Source organism: Streptomyces sp. NPDC006012, from assembly GCF_042871185.1.
Taxonomy (GTDB): domain Bacteria; phylum Actinomycetota; class Actinomycetes; order Streptomycetales; family Streptomycetaceae; genus Streptomyces.
The window spans coordinates 316,428-334,940 of sequence record NZ_JBIAIE010000005.1 but is presented as its reverse complement, the minus strand read 5'-3'; the positions used below and the strand labels follow the sequence as shown (position 1 = coordinate 334,940).

The 18,513-nt window shown below is 70.9% G+C and carries 18 protein-coding genes; 1 reads left to right on the top strand and 17 read right to left on the bottom strand.

Going from position 1 to position 18,513, the window contains the following annotated elements; all coding sequences use genetic code 11:
* Positions 1 to 3 precede the first annotated feature (3 nt).
* On the bottom strand, positions 4 to 1,038 hold the full coding sequence (locus ACFYPJ_RS12990; protein WP_389014817.1) for an aspartate carbamoyltransferase catalytic subunit: 1,035 nt from the start codon (positions 1,036 to 1,038) through the stop codon (positions 4 to 6).
* A gap of 95 nt (positions 1,039 to 1,133) precedes the next feature.
* The gene (gene pyrR / locus ACFYPJ_RS12985; protein ID WP_389014814.1) at positions 1,134 to 1,703 is read right to left on the bottom strand and encodes a bifunctional pyr operon transcriptional regulator/uracil phosphoribosyltransferase PyrR; all 570 of its coding nucleotides are present in this window, start codon (positions 1,701 to 1,703) and stop codon (positions 1,134 to 1,136) included.
* Between the two features lie 253 nt (positions 1,704 to 1,956).
* Between pyrR and bldD the strand changes: the two genes are divergently transcribed.
* A complete protein-coding gene (bldD, locus tag ACFYPJ_RS12980; RefSeq protein WP_376536443.1) occupies positions 1,957 to 2,460 on the top strand; it encodes a transcriptional regulator BldD in 504 nt (167 codons plus the stop codon).
* Between the two features lie 201 nt (positions 2,461 to 2,661).
* On the opposite strand, the gene nusB is transcribed toward bldD, so the two are convergent.
* The 15 genes from nusB to ACFYPJ_RS12905 all read right to left on the bottom strand — a co-directional run bounded on the left by nusB (position 2,662) and on the right by ACFYPJ_RS12905 (position 18,507).
* Complete coding sequence (nusB, locus tag ACFYPJ_RS12975; protein ID WP_389014811.1) at positions 2,662 to 3,090, bottom strand: transcription antitermination factor NusB; 429 nt, start codon at positions 3,088 to 3,090, stop codon at positions 2,662 to 2,664.
* Positions 3,091 to 3,092: 2 nt separating this feature from the next.
* Positions 3,093 to 3,659: an elongation factor P gene (gene efp, locus ACFYPJ_RS12970; protein WP_389014808.1), complete on the bottom strand. Its 567-nt coding sequence runs from the start codon at positions 3,657 to 3,659 to the stop codon at positions 3,093 to 3,095.
* 88 nt (positions 3,660 to 3,747) lie between these two features.
* Positions 3,748 to 4,854 (bottom strand): M24 family metallopeptidase, encoded by a 1,107-nt coding sequence (locus ACFYPJ_RS12965; protein WP_389014805.1) that lies wholly within the window; start codon positions 4,852 to 4,854, stop codon positions 3,748 to 3,750.
* A 255-nt stretch (positions 4,855 to 5,109) separates the two neighbouring features.
* Positions 5,110 to 5,973 carry a Pro-rich N-terminal domain-containing protein gene (locus tag ACFYPJ_RS12960; protein ID WP_389014803.1) on the bottom strand — a complete coding sequence of 288 codons (864 nt, stop codon included), beginning with the start codon at positions 5,971 to 5,973 and terminating at the stop codon, positions 5,110 to 5,112.
* A 194-nt stretch (positions 5,974 to 6,167) separates the two neighbouring features.
* Positions 6,168 to 7,259: a 3-dehydroquinate synthase gene (gene aroB, locus ACFYPJ_RS12955; RefSeq protein WP_389014800.1), complete on the bottom strand. Its 1,092-nt coding sequence runs from the start codon at positions 7,257 to 7,259 to the stop codon at positions 6,168 to 6,170.
* Positions 7,256 to 7,738, bottom strand: coding sequence for a shikimate kinase (locus tag ACFYPJ_RS12950; protein WP_389015100.1), 483 nt, complete (start codon positions 7,736 to 7,738; stop codon positions 7,256 to 7,258). Before ACFYPJ_RS12950 ends, aroB begins: the two co-directional genes overlap by 4 nt.
* Before the next feature lie 32 nt (positions 7,739 to 7,770).
* Positions 7,771 to 8,955: a chorismate synthase gene (aroC, locus tag ACFYPJ_RS12945; RefSeq protein ID WP_389014797.1), complete on the bottom strand. Its 1,185-nt coding sequence runs from the start codon at positions 8,953 to 8,955 to the stop codon at positions 7,771 to 7,773.
* A 191-nt stretch (positions 8,956 to 9,146) separates the two neighbouring features.
* A complete protein-coding gene (locus tag ACFYPJ_RS12940) occupies positions 9,147 to 9,998 on the bottom strand; it encodes a shikimate dehydrogenase (RefSeq protein WP_389014794.1) in 852 nt (283 codons plus the stop codon).
* 73 nt (positions 9,999 to 10,071) lie between these two features.
* Positions 10,072 to 11,799, bottom strand: coding sequence for an endolytic transglycosylase MltG (mltG, locus tag ACFYPJ_RS12935; RefSeq protein ID WP_389014791.1), 1,728 nt, complete (start codon positions 11,797 to 11,799; stop codon positions 10,072 to 10,074).
* Between the two features lie 122 nt (positions 11,800 to 11,921).
* Positions 11,922 to 12,386, bottom strand: coding sequence for a Holliday junction resolvase RuvX (gene ruvX, locus ACFYPJ_RS12930; protein WP_389014788.1), 465 nt, complete (start codon positions 12,384 to 12,386; stop codon positions 11,922 to 11,924).
* A 16-nt stretch (positions 12,387 to 12,402) separates the two neighbouring features.
* The gene (gene alaS, locus ACFYPJ_RS12925; protein ID WP_389014785.1) at positions 12,403 to 15,075 is read right to left on the bottom strand and encodes an alanine--tRNA ligase; all 2,673 of its coding nucleotides are present in this window, start codon (positions 15,073 to 15,075) and stop codon (positions 12,403 to 12,405) included.
* A complete protein-coding gene (locus tag ACFYPJ_RS12920; RefSeq protein ID WP_389014782.1) occupies positions 15,075 to 15,419 on the bottom strand; it encodes a hypothetical protein in 345 nt (114 codons plus the stop codon). The genes alaS and ACFYPJ_RS12920 overlap by 1 nt, the downstream gene beginning before the upstream one ends.
* Positions 15,420 to 15,424: 5 nt before the next feature.
* A complete protein-coding gene (locus tag ACFYPJ_RS12915) occupies positions 15,425 to 15,895 on the bottom strand; it encodes a DUF948 domain-containing protein (protein WP_389014779.1) in 471 nt (156 codons plus the stop codon).
* 294 nt (positions 15,896 to 16,189) lie between these two features.
* The gene (rpsD, locus tag ACFYPJ_RS12910) at positions 16,190 to 16,804 is read right to left on the bottom strand and encodes a 30S ribosomal protein S4 (RefSeq protein ID WP_389014776.1); all 615 of its coding nucleotides are present in this window, start codon (positions 16,802 to 16,804) and stop codon (positions 16,190 to 16,192) included.
* A 347-nt stretch (positions 16,805 to 17,151) separates the two neighbouring features.
* Complete coding sequence (locus ACFYPJ_RS12905) at positions 17,152 to 18,507, bottom strand: replication-associated recombination protein A (protein ID WP_389014773.1); 1,356 nt, start codon at positions 18,505 to 18,507, stop codon at positions 17,152 to 17,154.
* Between the last annotated feature and the right edge of the window lie 6 nt (positions 18,508 to 18,513).

The window sequence follows — 18,513 nt, the reverse complement described above, 5'->3', positions numbered from 1 at the left end:
TTCTCACTTCTCCTCGGCCACGGTGGGCGGATGCGCGGAGCGCTCGTCGGAAGGGTGCTGGTGGGTGCCGGGGGACCGGGCGTGGGTGACGGCGGGCTCGTTGCCGCCGAGCAGCAGATACAGCACGGCCATCCGGATGGACACCCCGTTGGCGACCTGCTCGACGACGGTGCAGCGGTCGGAGTCGGCGACCTCGGCGGTGATCTCCATGCCGCGGACCATCGGGCCGGGGTGCATGACGATGGCGTGCGCGGGCATCCGCGCCATGCGGTCGGCGTCGAGACCGTAGCGCCGCGCGTACTCGCGCTCGGTCGGGAAGAAGGCGTCGTTCATCCGCTCCCGCTGCACCCGCAGCATCATCACGGCGTCGGACTTGGGCAGCGTCGCGTCGAGGTCGTACGACACCTCGCAGGGCCAGGCCCCGACGCCGACCGGCAGCAGGGTGGGCGGGGCGACCAGGGTGACCTCGGCGCCCAGGGTGTGCAGCAGGTCGACGTTGGAGCGGGCGACCCGGCTGTGCAGGACGTCGCCGACCAGGGTGATGCGCCGGCCGGCGAGGTCGCGGCCGAGACCGGCGTCCCGGCCGGTCAGCCGGCGGCGCATGGTGAACGCGTCGAGCAGCGCCTGGGTGGGGTGCTGGTGGGTGCCGTCACCGGCGTTGATCACGGCGGCGTCGATCCAGCCGGAGTTGGCCAGCCGGTAGGGCGCACCGGAGGCGCCGTGCCGGATGACGACGGCGTCGACGCCCATCGCCTCCAGGGTCTGGGCGGTGTCCTTCAGGGACTCGCCCTTGGAGACGCTCGACCCCTTGGCGGTGAAGTTGATGACATCGGCGGACAACCGCTTCTCGGCGGCCTCGAAGGAGATCCGGGTACGGGTCGAGTCCTCGAAGAAGAGGTTGACGACCGTGCGGCCGCGCAGGGTCGGCAGCTTCTTGATCGGCCGGTCGGCGACCCGGGCCATCTCCTCGGCGGTGTCGAGGATCAGGATCGCGTCGTCACGGGTGAGGTCGGCGGCCGAGATGAGATGACGCTGCATCTGTCAGGCTCCGTAAGGCAGTTCAGGTATCGGGAGATTCCGGGCAGGCGTGGGCATGGCGACGCGGCGCACGGTGCGGGCCGCGCACCGGCGTGCTAACGATCGCCAGGGGTGGCCTGCTTGACGCCGAGCAGGACGGTGTCGCGGCCGTCCTCCTCGGCAAGCTGGACCTTGACCGTCTCCCGCAATGACGTGGGGAGGTTCTTGCCGACGTAGTCGGCGCGGATGGGCAGCTCGCGGTGGCCGCGGTCGACGAGGACCGCGAGCTGGACCGCGCGGGGCCGCCCGATGTCGTTCAGGGCGTCGAGGGCGGCCCGGATGGTGCGCCCGGAGAACAGCACGTCGTCGACGAGCACCACGAGACGGCCGTCCACGCCCTGACCGGGGATGTCCGTGCGGGCCAGCGCGCGCGGCGGCTGCAGGCGCAGGTCGTCGCGGTACATCGTGATGTCCAGCGAGCCCGCGGGCATCGGGCGGTCGGTGATCTGCTCCAGTTTGGCGGCGAGCCGCTGGGCGAGGAAGACGCCCCGGGTCGGAATGCCGAGGAGCACCACGTCGTCGGCGCCCTTGGCGCGCTCGACGATCTCGTGGGCGATGCGGGTCAACACCCGCGCGATGTCGGGCCCTTCGAGCACGGGCCGGGCATCGGATGCTTGCATGTCCATATGAAACGGACCTCCTTCTCCGCCTCACGGGACGGATCTTAAAGGACGCCGGAATTGCGCCATCCACCGTAGCAGGTGGTCGGGACCCCTCCGATCACCCGTTTGGCCCAAAGCTCCGCGGCGACCACGGATGAGTCGGGGTGGACCATTCGGCTTGACGCAGAAGTGTCACGCTGCGTAACCTCACAGTGAGTTACCAGCCGCGCGGCGGGAATCGCAGCCGGCCGCGTCGACACAGTGTCCGGGGAGCTATATGTCCAGCGAATACGCCAAACAGCTCGGGGCCAAGCTCCGGGCCATCCGCACCCAGCAGGGCCTTTCCCTCCACGGTGTCGAGGAGAAGTCCCAGGGCCGCTGGAAGGCCGTCGTGGTCGGTTCGTACGAGCGCGGCGACCGTGCCGTGACCGTGCAGCGCCTCGCGGAGCTGGCGGACTTCTACGGCGTTCCGGTGCAGGAACTGCTGCCCGGCACCACTCCGGGCGGAGCCGCCGAGCCGCCGCCGAAGCTGGTCCTGGACCTGGAGCGGCTGGCCACGGTGCCGGTCGAGAAGGCAGGTCCGCTGCAGCGCTACGCGGCGACGATCCAGTCCCAGCGCGGCGACTACAACGGCAAGGTGCTGTCGATCCGCCAGGACGATCTGCGCACACTCGCCGTCATCTACGACCAGTCGCCCTCGGTCCTCACCGAGCAGCTGATCAGCTGGGGTGTGCTGGACGCGGACGCGCGCCGCGCCGTGGCCACCCACGAAGAAGCCTGAGTCGCCCGACGTCTCAGCAGAAACGTGCCGCCGGGGTGGCCGGAACATCATGGTTCCGGCCACCCCGGCGGTTTTTCCTGCTGTGCGGCTTCTCAGGGGCGCGGAGAGGGCGGGGGGAGGCCATGACGGGCCGCTGGCGGCCCGCAGGCGCCCCTCTGCCGCCTTCCCAGGGCCTCCCCGCCCCCTACAGCGCCGACGGAGCTATTCGCGGCGCAGCGACGGCTTCAGCTCCTTCAGCCGGCCCAGCAGGCCGTTGACGAACGCGGGCGACTCGTCCGTGGAGAACTCCTTCGCCAGCTGCACCATCTCGTCGAGGACGACGGCGTCCGGGGTCTCGTCGGCCCAGATCAGCTCGTACGCGCCCAGCCGCAGGATGTTGCGGTCCACGACCGGCATCCGGTCGAGCGTCCAGCCCACCGAGTACTGGGCGATCAGCTCGTCGATCCGCCGTGCGTGCTCGGCATAGCCCTCGACCAGCAGCATCGTGTACTCGCTCACCGGCGGCTGCCGGGGGTCGGAGCGCGCGAGCCGGATCCAGTCCGCGAGGACCGTCAGGACGTCGGCACCGCGCTGGTCCGCCTCGAAGAGGATCTGGAAGGCACGCTTGCGGGCCGTGTTGCGGGCAGCCACGGTTAGCTGTTCACCCGGCCGAGGTAGTCGCTCGTGCGGGTGTCGACCTTGATCTTCTCGCCGGTGGTGATGAACAGCGGAACCTGGATCTGGTGGCCGGTCTCCAGGGTGGCGGGCTTGGTGCCGCCCGTGGAGCGGTCGCCCTGGACGCCCGGCTCGGTCTCGGCGACGGTCAGCTCGACCGCGGCCGGCATCTCGACGAAGAGCACCTCGCCCTCGTGCTGGGCGACGGTGGCCTCGAAGCCCTCGATCAGGAAGTTGGCGGCGTCACCGACGGCCTTGCGGTCGATGTGCAGCTGGTCGTAGGTCTGCATGTCCATGAAGACGAAGTAGTCGCCGTCCATGTACGAGAACTGCATGTCGCGCTTGTCGACAGTGGCCGTTTCGACCTTGACGCCGGCGTTGAAGGTCTTGTCGACGACCTTGCCGGAGAGCACGTTCTTGAGCTTGGTGCGCACGAAGGCCGGGCCCTTGCCGGGCTTGACGTGCTGGAACTCGACGACGGACCACAGCTGGCCGCCATCGAGCTTGAGCACCAGGCCGTTCTTGAGGTCGTTCGTGGAAGCCACGGTTGCGGAATCTCCTGGACTGACGTGGACGACCCCGGGGGCACGAACCGAGCGGCGCCGGGGACGTGCCTGCACTTCCCTGCGGTCGCTACAGCGCGAGCAGCTCCTTGGTCGTAATGGTGAGTAGCTCGGGCCCGCCGTCCGCCTCGGGGCGTACGACGAGCGTGTCATCGATCCGGACACCGCCCCGTCCCGGGAGGTGGACTCCCGGTTCGACGGTGACCGGCACGCAAGCGTCCAGTTTACCCATGACAGCGGGGGCCAACTGAGGGTCCTCGTCGATTTCGAGTCCGACGCCGTGCCCGGTGAGGGGCTGCAGGCTCTCGCCGTAGCCCGCCGAATCCAGCACCTGGCGGGCCGCACGGTCCACGTCGCGGAACGCGACGCCGGGCACCAGGGCCTCCCGGCCGGCCCGCTGGGCGGCGAAGACCAGGTCGTACAGCTCGATCTGCCAGTCGGCGGGGGACGTGCCGATGACGAAGGTGCGGCCGATCTCGCAGCGGTAGCCGCGGTAGGCGGCGCCCAGGCAGACGGAGAGGAAGTCGCCCTCCTCGACCCGGCGGTCGGTCGGGCGGTGTCCGCGGTGGCCGGAGTGCGGTCCGGTGGCGACGGAGGTCGGGAAGGCGGGGCCGTCCGCGCCGTGGTCGACCAGGCGCCGTTCCAGCTCCAGGGCGAGGTGCCGCTCGGTGCGGCCCACCAGGATGGATTCCAGCAGCTCGCCGAGGGCCTGGTCGGCGATCTCCGCGCCGATCCGCAGGCAGGAGATCTCCTCCTCGTCCTTGACGACCCGCAGCTGCTCCACGGCCGCGCCGAGGGCGGCGAGCCGCAGCCGGGGGGCGACGGCGGCGACGGCTCGGTAGCGGGCCATGGTGAGGTGGTGCTCCTCGACCGCGAGGGCGTCGGCACCCTGGCCGTCGGCGAGGCGGGCGGCCGCCACGGCGGGGTCGCCGCCGGACGCGGGCAGGACGTGCACGCGCAGGCTCTCGTCCGGCCGCCCCTCCGTGGGGCGGTCGTCGGGCGGGAAGGCGCATACCAGCAGGTCCTCGCTGCTGCCGAGAAGCATGACCGCGTCCTGCGGGGCGGCGCCCGCCAGGTAGCGCACATTGGCTGGGCGGGAGATGAGCGCCGCCGCGGTGCCGGACGCGTTGCAGCATTCCCTCAGCCGGGATCGGCGGGTCGCGTACACCTCTGACATGAGTCGAGCGTAGAAGCGGTGACCGGATTGTGCCGGTCGGGGAGGTGCCGTTCGAGGGACCGACGGGACACGGACGGGATGCGGGGACCGCGTCGGGTGAGGTGCGGCGGGGCGGGGGGTACTGGGCCGGACGAGGTACGGACGACCGGCCGGCACCGGGCCGGACCATGTGCCGGGTGTCCGGGTCTTTCCGGCAGACAGGTGTTGGCCGTCGGTACGGTCGGCGGCGCGCGGGCGGGGGGCGCCCGTGCGCGGTCACCAGTTCGGGGGGCTCGCTATCGCCCTGGTCAGGACGTCGTTCAGGACCCGGGCCGTGCCCGGCACGTCCAGATGGGAATTGTCGATGATCGGCAGGCCCGAGCCGTACCACCCGGCCATGCGGCCGTGGATGCGGGCGACCTCTTCGTCGGTCAGCCTGCGGTTGCCGCTGCGCTCGGCGTTGCGTTCCAGGACAATGTCGAGGCCGGGCAGCAGGACGACCGGGAGCAGCCCGGGGCCCACATGACGTTTCCAGCCGCCCAGGCCCACCACCGGGCGGTCCGGGAACACGGCGTCGTCGAGGATGCAGGAGATGCCGTTGGCCAGGAAGTTCCGGGCGGCGAAACCGCAGGTCCGGCGGGCCAGGCGGTACTGCGCCTCGGAATACTCGTTCCAGCCGGTCTGGGGGTCGGCGAAGCCGGAGCGGACCCATTCGCGTACGTCGTCGAGGCTGATGTGCGCGGTGGGGACCCGGCGGTGGTCCGCCCAGTACTTGGCGACGCTCGTCTTGCCCGCGCCCGCCGGGCCGATCAGCAGCACGGCCAGCGTGGTGGTGGTCGGGTCGGGCGCGGCGGTGGTGGCGTGCGACGGGCTGGGCATGGCGACGGGCCCGCCGGGCGGCAGCGGCACATGGCCGGTGCCGTCCGGCACGAACGGGGCGGGGATGTGCTGCGGAGGTGCGGGCGGTACCGGGCCCGTAGGGGTTCCGGCCCCGGGGAAGCCGGGCGCCGGTGGCGGCGGGGGCACAGGGGCGGGACCCTGGTGGGCTCCCGGTCCGTTCGCGGCTGGCGGCCCTCCGGCGGTCGGTCCCTGCCCCGGCTGGTGGGGCGGCGGCAGCGGAGAACCCACTGCGTGCTGCATCCGGTGCCACTCCGTCTCGTTCTTCTCGGGCTCGTCCGCCGCTGGCCCTCGGCGCCGACAGCGGAGTGCGAGCCCCGCTCGCTACCGAACGGTACCGTCCCCGGCCGTCGTTTGGTGAAACGGCCGGGGGCGGTCCGAAGTGCCCGGTCCGCGAGGCGAATCGGACGGATGCCGCGTGGGCGGACCTGGCGGACCTACTGCCCCACTTCGCCGTAGGCGGCGAGCAGCACGGCCGGGTCCGGTCCCTCCAGAACGGTCGGTTTGGCGAGCCCGTCCAGGACGATGAAGCGCAGCAGGTCGCCGCGGGACTTCTTGTCGACCTTCATCGCCTCCAGCAGCCTGGGCCACTGGTCGTGGCGGTAGTGCAGCGGCAGCCCGACCGACTCCAGCACCGTGCGATGGCGGTCCGCCGTGGCGTCGTCCAACCGGCCCGCCAGGCGGCCGAGTTCAGCGGCGAAGTGCATGCCGACCGAGATCGCGGCACCGTGCCGCCACTTGTAGCGTTCGTTCTGCTCGATGGCGTGGCCGAGGGTGTGGCCGTAGTTCAGGATCTCGCGCAGGCCCGACTCCTTCAGGTCGGCGGAGACCACTTCGGCCTTCACCCGGATCGACCGCTCGATGAGTTCCGCGGTGTGCGGGCCCGCCGGTGTGCGCGCGCCCTCGGGGTCGGATTCGATGAGGTCCAGGATCACCGGGTCGGCGATGAAACCGGCCTTGATGATCTCGGCGAGGCCGGAGACGTAGTCGTTGACCGCGAGGGAGTCCAGGGCGGCGAGGTCGCACAGGACGCCGGCCGGCGGGTGGAAGGCACCGACCAGGTTCTTGCCCTCGGCCGTGTTGATGCCGGTCTTGCCGCCGACGGCCGCGTCCACCATGCCCAGCACCGTCGTCGGGACGGCGACCCAGCGCACTCCCCGCAGCCAGGTCGCGGCCACGAACCCGGCCAGGTCCGTGGTCGCGCCGCCGCCCACGCCGACGATGGCGTCGGTCCGGGTGAAGCCGCACTGGCCGAGCGCCTTCCAGCAGTACGCGGCGACCTCGGCGGTCTTGGCCTCTTCGGCGTTCGGCACCTGGATGGCGACGGTCTCGTAGCCCTGCTCGGCCAGGTCGGCGCGGACCGCCTCACCGGTCTGGTCCAGCGCCTCGGGATGGATCACCGCCACCCGGGCGGTCCGCCGTCCCAGCAGGCCGGGCAGTTCGCCCAGGAGCCTGCGGCCCACCAGAACCTCGTAGGGCTCGCTGCCCGCCGTGCCACCGACCTGGATGCGCGTCAGCGTCTCGCTCATGCCTGCTTCAACTCCAGTACGTCCAGGACTGCTTGGGTGACTTCTTCGGGTGTACGGCCGTCCGTCGCCACCACCGCCGCGGCGACCTCCTCGTACAGGTGCCGCCGCGCCTCCATCAACTCCCGCCACTGCCGGCGCGGATTGACCGCGAGCAACGGCCGCGCCGTGTTCAGACCGGTGCGCCGCACCGCCTCTTCCACGCCCATCGACAGATACACCACTCGATGTCCGGACAACAGCGCCCGGGTCCCCGCGTCGAGAACCGCACCACCACCGAGGGCCAGCACGCCCTCGTGCCCGGTCAGCGCCCGCCGCACCGACAGCTTCTCCAGCTCCCGGAAGGCGTTCTCCCCGTCGTCGACGAAGATCTCCGCGATGGTCCGGCCCTGCTCGGTCACGATGTCGTCGTCGGTGTCCCGGTAGCCGACCCCGAGCCGCTCCGCCAGCAGCCCCCCGATGGTGGACTTCCCCACACCCATCGGACCCACCAGCACGACCGCAGGCACGACGCTCACCGGATCACGAGACTGTCGAGGTACGACTGGACGTTGCGGCGAGTCTCGGGCACGCTGTCGCCACCGAACTTCTCGGCGACCGCGTCCGCCAGTACCAGCGCCACCATCGCCTCGGCGACGATCCCGGCCGCGGGCACCGCGCACACGTCGGAGCGCTGGTGGTGCGCCTGCGCCGCCTCACCGGTGGCCACGTCGACCGTGCGCAGCGCCCGCGGCACCGTCGCGATCGGCTTCATCGCCGCCCGTACCCGCAACAGCTCGCCCGTGGACAGGCCGCCCTCCGTGCCGCCGGAGCGGCCCGACGCCCGCCGGATCCCCTCCGGCGTGGTGACGATCTCGTCGTGCGCCTTCGAGCCCGGCACCCGTGCCAGTGCGAATCCGTCGCCGAGTTCCACACCCTTGATCGCCTGGATCCCCATCAGCGCGGCGGCCAGCCGGGCGTCCAGCTTCCGGTCCCAGTGCACGTGCGAGCCCAGGCCCACCGGCACCCCGTACGCCAGCACCTCGACCACACCGCCCAGCGTGTCCCCGTCCTTGTGGGCCTGATCGATCTCGGCGACCATCGCCTTCGACGCGTCCGCGTCCAGACAGCGCACCGGATCGGCGTCCAGCCGCTCCACGTCGGCGGGCGTGGGGCAGACACCGTACGGTGCCTTCGCCGTCGCCAGTTCGACCACATGCGAGACGATCTCGATGCCGGCGGTCTCCTTCAGGTACGACCGGGCCACCGCGCCCAGCGCCACCCGCGCCGCCGTCTCCCGTGCCGAGGCCCGCTCCAGTACCGGCCGCGCCTCGTCGAAGCCGTACTTCTGCATCCCCGCCAGATCCGCGTGCCCGGGCCGCGGCCGGGTCAGCGCCTCATTGCGCGCCTGCCCCGCCAGGATCTCGGGGTCGACGGGATCGGCCGCCATGACCTGCTCCCACTTCGGCCACTCGGTGTTCCCCACCATGACCGCGACCGGCGAACCCAGGGTCAGCCCGTGCCGGACCCCGCCCAGGAACGTGACCTCGTCCCGCTCGAACTTCATCCGCGCACCCCGGCCGTATCCCAGCCGCCGCCGCGCCAGATGGTCCGCCACCATCTCCGTGGTGACCGGCACACCGGCGGGAAGCCCCTCCAGCGTCGCGACGAGTGCGGGACCGTGGGACTCCCCCGCGGTAAGCCAACGCAGCCTGCTCAACGGTGCTCCTCTGAAGATCGCGCCCTGGTCCTGCCCTGCGTACGCGGGTCTTCGCGTACGGCGTCGGCGCCGCCCGGTTGCGCGGCTGCCCGGTTCGTCACCCCCGATCCTCCCACGTCCGCGGCCTGGACCCGGCCGCCGGTCCAGCAGGCGGGACGCGTGGGGACACTGAGGCGGGAGGCGTGCGAAGCTCAGCGGTCGGCCAGGGCCTTCTCCCCGGCCCGGCGCATGGCCTCCAGCGGAGCCGGGGTGCGGCCGGTCATCTGCTCGACCTGGAGCACGGCCTGGTGGACGAGGAGGTCGAGGCCGCTGACCACGGCCCCGCCGGCCATGGACCAGCGGGCCGCGAGGTCGGTCGGCCAGGGGTCGTAGAGCACGTCGAAGAGAGTGGCGGGCCGCTCCGGTACGGCGGCGGCGAGGGCGTCGGTGGTGCCCGCGGGGGTGGTGGCGATGACCAGGGGGGCGTGCAGCGCCTCGGCCGCGTCCGCCCAGTCCGCCGTGCGGACCTCGACGTCGAGCCGGCGGCCCCACTGCCGCATCTCGGCGGCGCGGGCGGCGCTGCGGACGTAGGCGACGACCTCGCCGGTGCAGATCCGGGCCAGCGCGGCGAGCGCGGAGGAGGCGGTGGCGCCGGCGCCGAGGACCGAGGCGGAGCCGACCTGTTCGATTCCGTGCTCGCGCAGGGCCGCCATGATGCCCGGGATGTCGGTGTTGTCGCCGAGGCGACGGCCGCCCTCGGTGAACACGACCGTGTTGACCGCGTCCACCGCTGCGGCCGTGTCACTGACCTCGTCGAGCAGCGGGATGACCGCCCGCTTCAGCGGCATGGTCAGCGAGAGCCCCGCCCACTCGGGCCCGACCCGCTCGAAGAAACCGGGCAGCGCGGCCTCGTCGACCTCGATACGGTCGTACGTCCAGCCGGTGAGGCCGAGTTCGGCGTACGCGGCCCGGTGCAGCACCGGGGAGAGCGAGTGCGCGATGGGGGAGCCGAGCACGGCGGCCCGCTTGTGCTTGACGTTCTCCATCACCGCTCCGCCGTTCATGCCGCCCCGATATCCGCGTCGGGCTGCAACGCTACCGGAGCCGCCCGCCGCCGTCCGCGGCGGGCGCCCGGGGTCAGCCGGCCGAATTGGCGTTGAACTTGTCCCGGAGCTGCCGGAATTCATCGTAGGTCTTGGCGAATTCCGTGTTGCTCTTTCCGTCGGTCGCCACGAAGTAGATCCAGCCGTCGTGGGTCGGATTCAGCGTGGCCTTCAGGGCGTCGTCGCCCGGGTTGCCGATCGGACCGGGCGGCAGGCCCTTGTTCGTGTACGTGTTGTACGGGTCCGTGTTGCCGTGCACCTCGGACTCGCTGATATGGATGTTGCTCGTGCCCTTCAGATAGTTGTAGGTCGAGTCGAATTGCAGCAGACCGTTGGTCTCGGTGTTCGTGGACTTGAGCCGGTTGTAGATCACTTCCGCCATCTTGCGGAAGTCGTCGTGCGTCTTACCCTCGGCCTGGACCAGGCTCGCCACCGTGACGAGTTGGAACGGGTTGGCGAGGTTGAGTTCCTTGGCCTTGGTTTCGAGGCCGGCGTCGGCGTACTTCTGCTTGGCCGCGGCGATCATCTGCTTCAGGACCGCGTCGGGCTTCATGCCCTTCGCCGCGGGATAGGTACCGGGGAGGAGGAAGCCCTCCAGCGGGTCCCGGAGCCGGCTGCTGTTCTGCGCCCAGCTCGGCATCCCGAAGGTCTTGTATCCCTTGTCCGCGGTCTTTTTCGTGGTGCCGGAGGCAACGCCGAGTTGTTTGTCGATCGCCTGGTACACCTGGGCATTGCGCTCACCCGGCTTGACGAGCACATTGCTCTGGCTTTTCGGGTCGAGCATCAATTTCACGGCGCTCGCGGCGGACATCTCTTTGTGCAGCGTGTAGGCGCCGGCCTGGATCGTGCCGCCCTGGGAGTTCTGCGACTGCGCGGAGACGAACGCGTCCACGCTCTTGACGACCCCGGAATCCTTGAGGCGTCGCCCGATCTCGTAGCCGCCCGCTCCCTTGGGGATTTCCACGGTCACGGTCTCGCTGGTGCCGTTGCCCGCGTAGTCCGGGGCCGCACCGAAACGGTTCTGGTAGAACTTCAGGCCGAAGTATCCGACCCCGCCGAGGCCGCCGCCGAACACCAGGACGACCACCAGGCAGGCGCAGCCGCTGCGCCGCTTCTTGGCTCCCTTTCCGCCCTTGGCGTTCTTGCCCCGCCCAGCACCGCGTCCGCGGCGCCCCTTCGGGTCGTCGGCGAGTTCGTCGTCGGAGTCCTCGTCGCCCGAGAAAAACGCGTGTTCGCCCTGGTCCGGGCCGGGGTCCCAGTCGCTCTCGGGATCCGGCTCGGGACGTCTTCGCCCCGGCGGTTGCGGGGGCGGGTAGGCATCGGGGGTGCCGTAGAGGTCGGGCTGCTCCGCGCCGTACGCCGCGGGCTGCTGGCCGTAGGGGTCGCCCGGGTCCGCGGCGTGCGGCACATGCCCATGGGAGCCGCTGGCGTCCCAGCCGCCCTGCTGGTATTGGGGCTGGGACGGCCCCGGGTACGGCGGCTGCTGACCCGGGTAAGCCTGCGGGTCATAGTGCTGGTTGCCCGGCTGCGGGTAGCGCTGGTTGCCGTGCTCGTCGTAGTGCGGGTACTGCTGCTGACCGTACCCGCCCTGCTGCTGGTCCCATTCTCCGTACTGCGGCTGCTGGGGACGGTGCTGCGGCACGCCGCCGTAGGGGGACTGCTGACCCGCCTGGGCCTGCTGTCCTCCCCATCCGCCGTCCCCGTACAACGGGTCCTCGGGATGCCATGGTTCGGAGCCCGGGCCCCGGCCATACTCAGTCATCGATCCCCTAGAGCCACGAGGCGGCGGTCCCGCGGCTGCCTCGCCGGGTCCCTGTTCCGCCTCTTGATGTGCGGCAGCTGTTCGAAAACCGCCGCATCGCGCGGAACGTTACCGTATCGCGATCAGATGACCACTTCGACGCCCTCACCCGGGGCTTTACCTGACACTCGTTCGGATTCCAGGGCCTGCTGGAGGATGATCACAGCGGCCGCCTGGTCGATGACCGAGCGGCCCTTCTTGGCCGTGACCCCGGACGCGCGCAGCCCCTGGCCTGCCGTCACGGTCGTCATCCGCTCGTCGACGAGACGCACGGCGACGGGTGCGATGCCCCTGGCCAGCTCCTGGGCGAAGCCCCGCACCTTCACCGCGGCCGGGCCCTCGCCCCCTTTGAGGGAACGGGGCAGGCCGACGACGACCTCGATCGGCTCATACTCCTCGACGAGTTGCCTGAGCCGACGGTGGGCCCCCGGAACGTCCCGTCCGGGGACGGTCTCCACGGGTGTCGCGAGGATCCCGTCGGGGTCGCACGAAGCGACCCCGATACGGGCGTCCCCGACGTCGATCGCGAGCCGGCGTCCTCTGCGCATGATTCCTGACCGATTCTTACTTGGCGGTCTCGCCGACCAGGCGCTCGACGGCGTCCACGGCGTCACCGATGGCGGCGGGGTGCTGGCCGCCGCCCTGGGCGACGTCCGGCTTGCCGCCGCCTCCGCCGCCGAGGGTCTTGGCGGCGGTACGGACCAGGTCGCCGGCCTTGAGGCCGCGTTCGCGGGCGGCCTCGTTGGTGGCGATGACCGTGAGCGGCTTGCCGTTGTTCACCGTGAACAGGGCGACGACGGCGGCCCGCCCGCCCTGGATCCGTCCGCGCACGTCGAGCACGAGCTTGCGCAGGTCGTCCGGGGTGGTGCCGTCCGGGACGCGGCCGGTGACGACGGCGATCCCGCGGACGTCCTTGGCGGACTCGGCGAGCCCGGCGGCGGCCTGGAGCACCTTCTCGGCGCGGAACTTCTCGATCTCCTTCTCCGCGTCCTTCAGCCTGCCGAGCATGCCGGAGACCTTCTCGGGCAGGTCCTCCGGACGGCCCTTGAGCAGTTCGGTCAGCTGGTTGACGACGGTGTGCTCGCGGGCGAGGAAGCTGTAGGCGTCGACGCCCACCAGGGCCTCCATACGGCGCACACCGGAGCCGATGGACGACTCGCCGAGCAGCTTCACCAGGCCCAGCTGGGCGGTGTTGTGCACGTGCGTGCCGCCGCACAGTTCCTTGGAGAAGTCGCCGATGGTGACCACGCGGACCCGCTCGCCGTACTTCTCGCCGAACTCGGCGATGGCACCCTGCTTCTTGGCCTCGTCGATGCCCATGATCTCGGCGCTGACGTCCAGGTCGCGGGCGAGCACCTCGTTGATCTTCTGCTCGACGTCGGTCATCACGGCCGTGGGCACGGCGGACGGCGAGCCGAAGTCGAAGCGGAAGCGGCCGGGCTGGTTCTCCGAGCCGGCCTGGGCGGCGGTCGGGCCTAGGGCGTCGCGCAGCGCCTGGTGGGTCAGGTGGGTGGCCGAGTGGGCGCGGGCGATGGACTTGCGGCGGCGGGAGTCGATCGTGGCCTGCGTCTTGGCGCCGAGCGTCACCTCACCGACCTGGACGACGCCCTTGTGGACGTACACACCGGGGACGGGCTTCTGGGTGTCGCGGACCTCGATGACGGCGCCGGAGTCCGCCCTGATGCGGCCGGTGTCGCCGATCTGGCCGCCGCCCTCGGCGTAGAACGGGGTGCGGTCCAGGACGATCTCGACCTCGTCGCCCTCGGTGGCGGCGGGCGAGGGGACGCCGTCGACCAGGATGCCGACGACCGTGGACTCGCCCTCGGTGTCGCTGTAGCCGATGAACTCGGTCTCGCCGGAGGTGTCGGCGATCTCCCGGTAGGCGCCGAGGTCGGCGTGGCCGGTCTTCTTGGCCTGGGCGTCGGCCTTGGCGCGCTCCCGCTGCTCCTTCATCAGGCGGCGGAAGCCGTCCTCGTCCACGGTGAGGCCCTGCTCGGCGGCCATCTCCAGGGTGAGGTCGATCGGGAAGCCCCAGGTGTCGTGGAGCAGGAACGCCTTGTCGCCGGCAAGGACGGTGGAACCCGTGGCCTTGGTCTCGGTGACGGCCGTGTCGAGGATGTTGGTGCCGGACTTCAGGGTCTTGAGGAAGGCGTTCTCCTCGGCGAGGGCGACCTTCTCGATGCGCTCGCGGTCGGTGATCAGCTCCGGGTACTGCTGCCCCATGACGCGGATGACGACGTCGATGAGGTCCGACACGACCGGACCGGTGGCGCCGAGCAGGCGCATGTTGCGGATGGCCCGGCGCATGATGCGGCGCAGGACGTAGCCGCGGCCCTCGTTGCCGGGGGTCACGCCGTCGCCGATGAGCATGGTGGCGGTGCGCATGTGGTCCGTCACCACGCGCAGGGACACGTCCGAGCCGTGGGCATCGCCGTAGCGCACTCCGGTCAGCTCGGTGGCCTTGTCGATCACGGCCATGGAGGTGTCGATCTCGTACATGCTCTGCACGCCCTGCAGAATCATGGCGAGCCGCTCCAGGCCGAGGCCCGTGTCGATGTTCTTGCTCGGCAGGTCGCCGAGGATCTCGAAGTTGTCCTTGCCGGTGCCCTCGCCACGCTCGTACTGCATGAAGACGAGGTTCCAGATCTCCACGTACCGCTCGTCGTTGACGGCGGGGCCGCCCTCGGCGCCGAACTCCGGGCCGCGGTCGTAGTTGATCTCGGAGCAGGGGCCGCACGGACCCGGTACGCCCATGGACCAGTAGTTGTCCTTCATGCCCAGGCGCTGGATGCGCTCCCTCGGCACGCCGACGACCTCGTGCCAGATGCGCTCGGCCTCGTCGTCGTCCTTGTAGACGGTGATCCAGAGCTTCTCCGGCTCCAGGCCGTAACCGCCCTTGTCCTGGGGAGCGGTGAGCAGCTCCCAGGCGAGCTTGATGGCGCCTTCCTTGAAGTAGTCGCCGAAGGAGAAGTTGCCGCACATCTGGAAGAACGTGCCGTGCCGGGTGGTCTTGCCGACCTCTTCGATGTCGGGCGTGCGCACGCACTTCTGCACGCTGGTGGCGCGCGGGAACGGCGGCTTGACCTCACCCAGGAAGTAGGGCTTGAAGGGCACCATGCCGGCCGGGACGAGGAGCAGAGTCGGGTCGTCCGCGATGAGCGACGCCGAAGGGACGACGGTGTGACCGCGCTCCTCGAAGAAGCTCAACCAGCGGCGACGAATCTCAGCCGACTCCATCAGTGGTCCTCATTCCGGTTGTACGAGTACGTCGTCGGATCGGCGTACTTCGGGTTGCTGCGGTTCTCGATGGCGGCGTAGCGCGGGGGGACCGGGAGCTCCGGGGTCTCCCGGATGCCGAGCGCGTCTTCGAGTTCGGCTTCCCGCTGGGCCATGTTGTCCCGCACGTCGAGCGCGAAGCCCACCGCGCGGTCCTTGACGCGCCGTCCCGTCACGAGCGCCTTGCCCGCCGCGGTCGCGGCAAGACTCTCGGGGGTCAGCTGCTTCAGCTTGCGGTTGACCTTGCTGGTGGCCCACACACCGGCGGCGACACCCGTGGTGAACCAGAACGTACGGCGGAACATCTCGGTCAGTCTCTCTTTTCCCGGGTGTTCCGCTTCCCCCGTCGCGCGGACGGGACGGTGCGGCCCACGATCACGGTACGCCGGGGCGCCTTGCCGGGCGCGTCCTCGCGGCCCCCGTCGGCCGGCTCCGGTCGGCGGCCGGTGATCGCCCGGCGCACGCCGTAGCCGAAGGCCGCGACCTTGACGAGGGGGCCGCCGAAGGTGGACGCGACGGTCGTCGACAGCGCCGACGCGTTCGACGTGACTTCCTGGACGTCCGAGGCGATGGCGTCGACCCGGTCGATCTGGGTCTGCGCCGAGCGCACCGCGGCGGAGGCGTCGGCGAGCAGCGGGACGGCCTGGTCGGTCACGTCCGCCACGAGCTTGGTGGTCGCCTTGAGCGTCTGGGCCAGCCTCGCCAGGGCGACGGCGAGGAAGGCCACCAGGATCGCCCAGAAGACGGCCACCAGGATCCCGGCAACCTCTCCACCGGACACGCTGCACCGCTTCCTGTTGTCACTGGAGTGCCCATGGGCTCTCGGCGGGCGCTTGCCGACGGGCACTCTCGAAAGTCGCCATCCGACCCTATCGCGCCGGTGGCGGCCCGCCGTACCGGATTTCGGCATACGGAAGGGCGTCCGGCACCGCGCCGATTGTACGCAGCGCGGCCGTGCACTCACGCCTCGCGGTGCCGGGCCGGGCCGCGGACGACAGCGCCCGCTGCTTCCCACCGGTGCGGTGGGAAGCAGCGGGCGCGGGCGCGAGGCCGGTGGTACCGCCGCCGAGGGTGATCAGCGGGCGTAGTACTCGACGACGAGCTGCTCGTCGCAGATCACCGGAACTTCCTTGCGGTTCGGCTCACGGTCCAGGCGGAACGCCAGGGCCCTGAGGTTCACCTGAAGGTAGCGCGGGGTCTCGCCGTCGGGGGCGAAACCGCCCTCACGGGCGATCTGGAAGAGCGTCTTGTCCTTGCTGCGGTCGCGGACCTGGATGACGTCGTCAGGACGCACCCGGTAGGACGGCTTGTCGACCTTCTGCCCGTTGACCTGGATGTGGCCGTGGACGACCATCTGACGGGCCTGGTAGATCGTGCGGGCGATGCCCGAACGCAGGACCAGCGCGTCGAGACGACGCTCCAGCTCGACGATCAGGGCCTCACCGGTCTTGCCCTGGACCTTGGACGCACGATCGTAGGCGCGCACCAGCTGACGCTCGGAGATGTCGTACTGAGCGCGCAGCCGCTGCTTCTCCAGCAGACGGACCTTGTAGTCCGAGTTCTGCTTGCGGCCGCGTCCGTGCTCACCCGGCGGGTAGGGGCGGGCCTCGAAGTACTTGACGGCCTTCGGGGTCAGCGCGATACCGAGGGCACGCGACTTCTTGACCTTGGGGCGGGACTGGTTCGCCATGGAACCGAACACCTCATGTTCTCTGTACGAGTACGGCTTCACCAGGGTTAAGGGAGGTCGCATCCGCAGCCGGGGATTCCCGCCGGGTCCGCAGGACGGACCGGGTGGGCAGCCGCTCCCCTGGTCTGGGCACATACGTGCAGCACGCGAGTGGCCCACCGGCCGGCCCCGGAGCCCCGGGTGGTGGTGGGCTGCCCGCGACACCGTTCGACGGTGCGCGACGCTCCTGGATCCCCCGGTCCTCGCGGACCTGGGGTTCCGGCTGGATGTCCCGTTCTGGTGGTGCCGGTTCTCCTTGCGGAGGCACGGACACGGGACGCAGCACTTCGCGGAAGTCTACAGGGCGCTCAGGACCGCTTGCGACCGAGGTGTTTCCTGGTCCAGTCGACCGCGTCCGCGTACCGGGCCTCGGCGCCGTGCCGGGTCGGGGCGTAGTACTCGCGGTCCTGGAGGGCGTCCGGCGCGTACTGCTGGGCGGCGATGCCCTCGGGCAGGTCGTGCGGGTACACGTACCCCTGGGCGTGGCCGAGCTTGGCGGCGCCCTTGTAGTGCCCGTCGCGCAGATGCCGTGGGACCGGGCCCGCCAGGCCCTTGCGTACGTCGTCCAGGGCGGCGCCGATCGCCGTGGTCGCGGCATTGGACTTGGGGGCGAGGGCGAGGGCGATGGTGACGTGGCTGAGGGTGAGGGCCGCCTCCGGGAAGCCGATCATGGCGACGGCCTGGGCGGCGGCCACCGCGAGCGGCAGGGCGTTCGGATCGGCGAGGCCGATGTCCTCACTGGCGGAGATCATCAGCCGGCGGGCGATGAAGCGGGGGTCCTCGCCGGCCTCGATCATCCGCGCCAGGTAGTGCAGCGCCGCGTCCACGTCGGAGCCGCGGATGGACTTGATGAGGGCGCTGGCCACGTCGTAGTGCTGGTCGCCGTCGCGGTCGTACTTCACCGCGGCCCGGTCGACCGTCTCCTCCAGGGTGCCGAGGGCGATCTCCGGCTCGCCCTTGTCGAGCGCGGCACCGGCCGCCGCCTCCAGGGCGGTCAGGGCCCGGCGGGCGTCGCCGCCCGCGATCCGCAGCAGGTGCTCCTCGGTCTCCTCGGGAAGGGTGACGGCAGCGGCGAGGCCCCGCTCGTCGGCCAGGGCGCGGCGGAGCAGGCCGCGCACGTCGTCGTCGGTGAGGGGTTCGAGGGTGAGCAGGAGGGAGCGGGACAGCAGGGGGGAGATCACGGAGAAGTACGGGTTCTCGGTGGTGGCCGCGATCAGGGTCACCCAGCGGTTCTCGACGGCCGGGAGCAAGGAGTCCTGCTGGGCCTTGCTGAAGCGGTGGATCTCGTCGAGGAAGAGGACGGTCTCCTTGCCGAAGCCCCCGGTGGCCCGCCGGGCGCCGTCGATGACCGCCCGGACCTCCTTGACGCCCGCGGTGATCGCGGACAGTTCCACGAAGCGCTTGTCGGTGGCCTTGGAGACGACGTACGCCAAGGTCGTCTTGCCGGTGCCGGGCGGGCCCCAGAGGATCACCGAGGAGGGTCCGGCCGGGCCGCCAGCGCCCTGCCCGACCAGTCGGCGCAAGGGCGAGCCGGGCTTCAGCAGGTGCTGCTGGCCCACCACCTCGTCCAGGGTGCGCGGGCGCATCCGCACCGCCAGGGGGCTGCCTGCCGGGTCCTTCTCCTGGCGTTCTTCCGCCGCGGCGGTGAACAGGTCGGGTTCCACGGTGAA